This window comes from Methylobacterium pseudosasicola, from assembly GCF_900114535.1.
In the GTDB taxonomy this organism is placed as follows: Bacteria; Pseudomonadota; Alphaproteobacteria; order Rhizobiales; family Beijerinckiaceae; genus Methylobacterium; species Methylobacterium pseudosasicola.
In genome coordinates this window covers 1-5,604 of record NZ_FOTK01000100.1, presented here as the reverse complement: position 1 = coordinate 5,604, position 5,604 = coordinate 1, and the positions used below count along the sequence as shown (strand labels likewise).

8 protein-coding genes are annotated in these 5,604 nt (G+C 66.4%); 2 read left to right on the top strand and 6 right to left on the bottom strand.

Annotated elements, in window-relative coordinates; genetic code table 11:
- The 5 genes from BM228_RS33065 to BM228_RS33045 all read right to left on the bottom strand — a co-directional run.
- Positions 1 to 285, bottom strand: a 285-nt coding sequence (locus BM228_RS33065; RefSeq protein ID WP_139234160.1) for a transposase, incomplete at its 3' end; no start/stop codon positions are given.
- A 335-nt stretch (positions 286 to 620) separates the two neighbouring features.
- Positions 621 to 1,022, bottom strand: a complete 402-nt coding sequence (locus BM228_RS33060; RefSeq protein WP_092047514.1) for a hypothetical protein — start codon at positions 1,020 to 1,022, stop codon at positions 621 to 623.
- An 85-nt stretch (positions 1,023 to 1,107) separates the two neighbouring features.
- A complete protein-coding gene (locus BM228_RS33055) occupies positions 1,108 to 3,297 on the bottom strand; it encodes a hypothetical protein (RefSeq protein WP_092047500.1) in 2,190 nt (729 codons plus the stop codon).
- 59 nt (positions 3,298 to 3,356) lie between these two features.
- Positions 3,357 to 3,641: a hypothetical protein gene (locus BM228_RS33050; RefSeq protein WP_092047499.1), complete on the bottom strand. Its 285-nt coding sequence runs from the start codon at positions 3,639 to 3,641 to the stop codon at positions 3,357 to 3,359.
- A gap of 129 nt (positions 3,642 to 3,770) precedes the next feature.
- Positions 3,771 to 4,067, bottom strand: a complete 297-nt coding sequence (locus BM228_RS33045) for a hypothetical protein (protein ID WP_092047498.1) — start codon at positions 4,065 to 4,067, stop codon at positions 3,771 to 3,773.
- Between the two features lie 123 nt (positions 4,068 to 4,190).
- Here BM228_RS33045 and BM228_RS33040 point away from each other — a divergent pair, with 123 nt between their 5' ends.
- Together BM228_RS33040 and BM228_RS33030 are read left to right on the top strand one after the other, a co-directional pair.
- Positions 4,191 to 4,445, top strand: a complete 255-nt coding sequence (locus BM228_RS33040) for a helix-turn-helix domain-containing protein (protein ID WP_092047497.1) — start codon at positions 4,191 to 4,193, stop codon at positions 4,443 to 4,445.
- Between the two features lie 113 nt (positions 4,446 to 4,558).
- Entirely contained in the window at positions 4,559 to 5,146 is a 588-nt protein-coding gene (locus BM228_RS33030) for a DUF6932 family protein (protein WP_092047496.1), read from the top strand.
- 182 nt (positions 5,147 to 5,328) lie between these two features.
- On the opposite strand, the gene BM228_RS33025 is transcribed toward BM228_RS33030, so the two are convergent.
- A partial coding sequence (locus BM228_RS33025; RefSeq protein ID WP_139234347.1) for a transposase occupies positions 5,329 to 5,604 on the bottom strand: 276 nt, incomplete at its 5' end.

Sequence of the window (5,604 nt, the reverse complement as noted above, 5' to 3'; positions counted from 1 at the left end):
CGCCATGCGCAGCACCGCACGCAGGTCCTCGGCCAGCTGCTCGAAACAGCCGGCCGCCAGCCAGCGCTGGGCCTGCTGATACACGGCAAACCAGGGCGGCAGGTCGTGGGGCATCAGCCGCCACGGGCAGCCGCTCCTGACCACGTAGCGCAGGCCGTTGAACACCTCGCGCAACGCATGCTCACGCTGACCGGCATCCTCACGCAGCAGCGTCAGGTAGGGCGCAACCAGCGCCCACTCCTCATCGGAAACATCGGACGGATACGGCTTGCGGGTCGCGCTCATCCCCGCTCATCTGAGCATCAGCCCGACCCAGGTCCATAACAGCCTCTAGAAGGGATGTTCCAACAAATAATTCTGACATAACTAGCGATGAGAAGGCCAAAAAAAACCAAGCAACTTATTGCGAAGGCAAGGGAAAGACAAAGATCTGTCGATAAACATAACTCAAATCTTTGGGGGCGGTGGACCTACGCTGTTTGCATAGGATGCGGTTGGGTTCCGAAGAACGTTCGGATCGTACATACCCATCCTGCACGGGTTCTGATGGGGATCCCGGCGGCTGACGATGATGCGCGAGAGCGCGCCGGCATCCGCTTCGGGACCTGATGCAGCCTGCGTCACGCCCGTTCCAGTAAGGCCACAAGCAGCGACCCGGCCGCGGCGACAACGTTTCCGCGGCCACCCCAACGCAGGGGCTCCACCTCGATCACGTTCGCCACCTCCGGCAACACGGTTTCGGGCGCCTCGGCCTCGCGGTCCCGTTCGTTGCCACGCAGCCATGTGACCTGAGAGCCGTGGTGGTTCTCGGGCGCCGCCAGGGACGGTTCGGCGTCGGCGCCATCCTCAAGGTCCGCATCCCCGTCCATACGGTCGAGCACGGCGATGATCCGGTCCGCCGCGTCGAGGGCGACCTGTGCGGCCTCTTCAAGGCTGGCGCGGAGGGCGCCGCCGGCCAGCGGCTCCGGGATCTCCAGCGCGACCGGTTTCGGACGCGGGGTGAAGGTGAGCACGTTGCCCATGGTTTAGTCTCGGGGTGTGAAGGGAGAGGCCCGGCGGGATCCGGCCGGGGCGGTACGCGCAGCGACAGAGGGGTGGGAGCCGCTGTCAGCGGCCCTGGAGTTCGGCCAGGGAGTGAGCCGCCAACTCGCCGGCAAAAGCGGCGATCTCGTCAGGGTCGCCGTTCTGGATCACCGGGCGGGCCAGCATCTTCAGCCGGGTTTCGCGGTCGGCGTGGGTCGTCGGCCTGCGTCGCCGGGCCTCGTCGAAGGCGGCGGTCTCCACGTCGGTCAGGGCGTCGCCAAGCCACTGCGTCAGCTCGCCGACGGCATTGTAATGTCCGCCGCGGCCCTTGCAGCGCCCTGTCCACATCGTGGCGTAGGCCACGCCACCGACCTGGTCGGCGAGGTCGCGGAGCGACTGCAGCTCATCCAGCGAGGCGGCCGCGAAGTCGACCATGCCAACGAGGCCCGGCGTCGGCCGATCCTGGCTGGCGACGGGGGCGGTCAGTTGGCTGCCGTCCAGCAACTCTCCCTTCCAGTTCACGCCCGCGAAGGCGCAGCAGGCCTCGATCAGGTGGCGGGCCGACTGCTCGGTCAGGTCCTCGTTCTCCCCGAGGTCGCGGCCAGCCTCGTATTCGCCGCAGGCGAAGATCATCACCAGCGAGGCGCGGGCCTTCACGGCCAGCCCGAGGGGCGTTCTGGCTGGAGTGGCCCAGATCTTCCGGCAGATGGGATCCAGTTCGGCGCAGATGTCCTCGAACAGGCCAATGGCCTCGCGCACGCCGGGCTCGTCCCAGACGGCCTCGTGAGCGGCCCAGACGTCCTTCCCCTGCGCCTTTGCGTCCTGCTCTGCCCACGAGAAACGGGCCTGCGCCTCGTTGTGCGCCGGCAGGGACGCCCGCCAGCGGGTGTGCACCGCGTCCAGTTCCATCCCCAGGACCAGGATCTGGGCATCGCCACTCAACGACGCGGCCTCGAAGATGTCGATCTTCAAGAGCCGGCGCAGCCGCTCCCGGAGCTCGGGGGCAGTGTCCGGCCGAACCTGCCGCTCGAACTCGCGGACCGCGATGCAGTGCAGGCGGTCCAGCTCGACCCGCAGGGCGTGCGGAATGAGAGCGAAGTGCGTGGGCTCGATGGCTGGCGAGGCCATGAAGCCAGGCGACGGGCTGTACCAGTCGGTTGGTTCTGCGCCGGGCGCGGCCGTCACCTTGCGCTCGGCAACGAGTTTGCGAATGGATGCGCAGAGGCCGCCGACGGTCAGTGCCGCTTCGTCGTCGGCCTCGTGGCTGCCGCGCAAGGCGAGGGCGGTGGGCAGGTAGTCGGTCAGCGCCATGAGGCCGGACAGCGAGGCCGGCAGGCTGCCGACCAGGGCCATGAACGCGCTCTCCTGGGCGTGCAGGAGTGGGATCGTCGCCTTCCGGGCTTCCTGCAGACCAGGGTCGGACGGGTGGGCATTGCCGGCGGCGGAAGCCGCTGTGTCCCACGTGCAGAAGGCGGCGTGGTGGGCGTCGATCAGTTCGAAGATCGGATCGGTCGGTTCTTCCTCAACCCCCGGCGGGGTCCCATGCGCGCCGGCGAAGGCCAGGATCTCCAGAGGTCCGAGGTCCAGATCGTGCTCGACCTGGGCCATCCGCAGCTCGCGCTCGGAGGCCATGCGCAGGAGCCGCGCGCATTCGGCCGGATCGATCTCGCCCGCCTCCAGTGCCTTCCGAAGGTTGTCCTGGGTCCACCATTCTAGGACCGTGCGCTTGAGGTCGGGGTAGCCGTTGGCGAACTCGGTGCGGCGGGTGTGCTCGCGACAGGCAGCCTCGAACTGCGTCAGCGCCTCGGGGCTGTCGGGAGCTGGCAGGGGTCGCTGCTCAACCGGCTGGACGTTGAGCACGTCCCGGGCAAGGCTGTGCGCCATCTCCAGCGCCTCGGGCGATGGGACCGAGAACCGGTCCGACAGGATGGCGGCGGCCTTGGCCTGCAGGCCGATAAGGCTGTCCGCGGGCGTGTTGGTGAGGACGTCGGCGGCCCTGTCCGCCGCGGCATCGAGGATGCCGTAGCCCAGCACGTCATCGAGGTCCTGGCCCGGCGCGGTCGGGATGGCGGCGATCGTCGCCTCCACGCGCTGAAGGTCGGCGGCCGCCACGGTCAGGGCGGCATCGGCCAGTGTGGGAGGGTCCGCGGTCGCGGCGTCGGCGGCCGGCTTGGACGCGGCGAGGCGGGCGGCGGTCTCGGCGGCGCGCTCGCGCAGCGAAAGGCGGGCGGGGTCGCGGCCGATGAGGCGCTGCAAGGAGGTGCGCAGGGTCATGTCGTGGATCTCCGGATGAGGTCCGCGAGCGTCCGGCCCGCGGCAGGTTGCGGGTCGGGTCAGAGGAGGGAGGCGAGGCCGGTGAGCACCATGCCACCGCCGATGATGAAGACGGCGGCCAGCAACTCGCCGGCGACGTCGAGGAAGCGGAAGGCGCGGGCGTGCGGGGTCTCGGGCCGGATCGGCTCGACGATCTCCCAGGCGTCGAGCTCGCCCGGCAGGGGCTCGTTCGGGAGGTTCAGGAACCGGCCGTCGGTCGGGAGGCGGCGACGGACCGACGAGGCCGGCTGCGCGGTGCGGACCGGGGCGGGCTGCGAGAAATCGGGAATACGGGCGTGCGTCATCGTTCGGGCTCCGGTGAGGGCTCGTGGCGGCGGTCAGAAAGAGGAGGGTCGACTCAGTGGCCCAAGTGTCTGGGCAGGCTCGGCTTTCAGCCGCTAAGAGGCATGAAAACGGCTTCTGGACTCATGCTATCAGTGAGCAGCCATGTGGCGGGCCATCTTGGCGGCACGCCACGCGGCTGTGAGGCAGACCGACATGGCCTCGGCCCAGGTGCAGCCGAAGCGCTCCTGATGGGCGCGGGCGGCAGAGGCGGCGGCCGACATGATGGCGCCGCGGTCGAACTGGCCTGCGGCGAACAGCGGGCGGCGGGTAGTGCGCACCGTCATGTCGATGCGAGCCTTTGCTGAGAGCAGGCCGGGTGCGACGGCCGGCCGGCTGTCGTGCAGGCTGCGGGGAAGGGTGTTCCAGGAGACGGTGCGGTGGGGCATAGCGACCAATCCGGGCGGACAGCGCTTTATTTTCGGCGCTTATTGGCCTAAAATGGATTATATGCTGCTGATGTCAACCAATTTTGGGCGCTTGGTGGCCTAAATTAGGCGATTGAGGTTTAGATGCTCACGGGTGCGCAGATACGGATGGCGCGGGGCTACTTGAATTGGTCGGTCGCGAGGCTTGAGGAGGCATCCGGCGTCTCTGCGACCACGATCAAGCGCATGGAAAAGAGCGAAGGCATCCCGAAAACGATGTCCGACAAGCTGGTCGACATCCGCCGCGTCTTCGAGGGTGCTGGCCTGGAATTTACCCCCGAGAACGGACACGCCGCGGGTGTACGCCCCAGGTTGAAGCCAGAGGCCTCCTCAGAATGATTGCAGCGAGCGAAACCGCCGGCCTGGAGTTCATCCCCTAGAACGGCGGCGGGGCAGGGATCCGGTTCCGGGAGCGGAAGGACGGGACGAGGGACGAGCATTGAGGATCTGAGATGCCGATCCCCGCCTTCACGATCGATGGTGTTCTCCCGCCCTTTGTCGGTCCGCACGGGCCGGGCGGGGCACCTGAAGATATGACGCCTTACCGGGTGAGCGCACAGGAAGTCCTCGCCACTTTCGGGACCAGTGCGCGGCGCCAAGAAATCTTGCTTGGATGGTTGAATTTTCGTTCAAGCCTCAGAGCTTCCGGCATCACGCGGGGGTTCCAATGGATCGACGGAAGCTTCGTTGAGAAGAAAGATCCGAAGGACATCGATGTAATGACGTTCTTCTACCGACCGTCAGCGCTTCAAGGCCCAGCTCAGAGGGCGCCATGGATGGCGTCGCATGGACATTTTTTGAACAGAGCTAAGGTAAAATTCTTGTTCGACGTGGACTCTATGTTGCTCGACATGAACGGCAGCCCGGAAATACTCGTTGACAGCACCCGGTATTACGGCAGCCTTTTTTCCCATCGCCGTGGTGATAATGTTTGGAAAGGGATGTTGGCGGTTCGTTTAGAGGATCTGGCGGATGATCAGGCTGCGCTCGCGGCGATCAGCCCGCCATCCGCCATCGGCGTTCCGGGAGTCGGGCCATGAGTTCGCTCAAGAAGATCGAACGCGACCAGCGGTCCGCCGAGCTTTCATCCGTCAACGGATTGATCGACAGGCTGACTGACGACGACTTCATCACGCGCATCGGGCTGAGGCCGTGTGAGAACGCAGATCCCTTAGGTTCAAGGCGAAGGTCCTGAGAGTGTCGCAGAGCGAAGTGGTGGCCTTCAGGCCCGGATCGCCGCCATCAGCGGACCGACCCCGAAGATCTGGATCATCCGCTTCATGTTGTAGGCCAGAACCTGCAAGCTCATCTCGGTCCTGACCTTCGCCAAGGTCCGGGTCAGGAAGTGTGTTGCTCCCATCCAGGCCTTCAGTGTGCCGAATGGGTGCTCCACCGTCTGGCGACGGATCTTCATCGCGTCTGGCATCCGGTCGAGCCGCTCCTGCATCGCATCGAGCACGTCCTCGTGCACCCAGCGTTTGATCCGCCGCATCTCTGC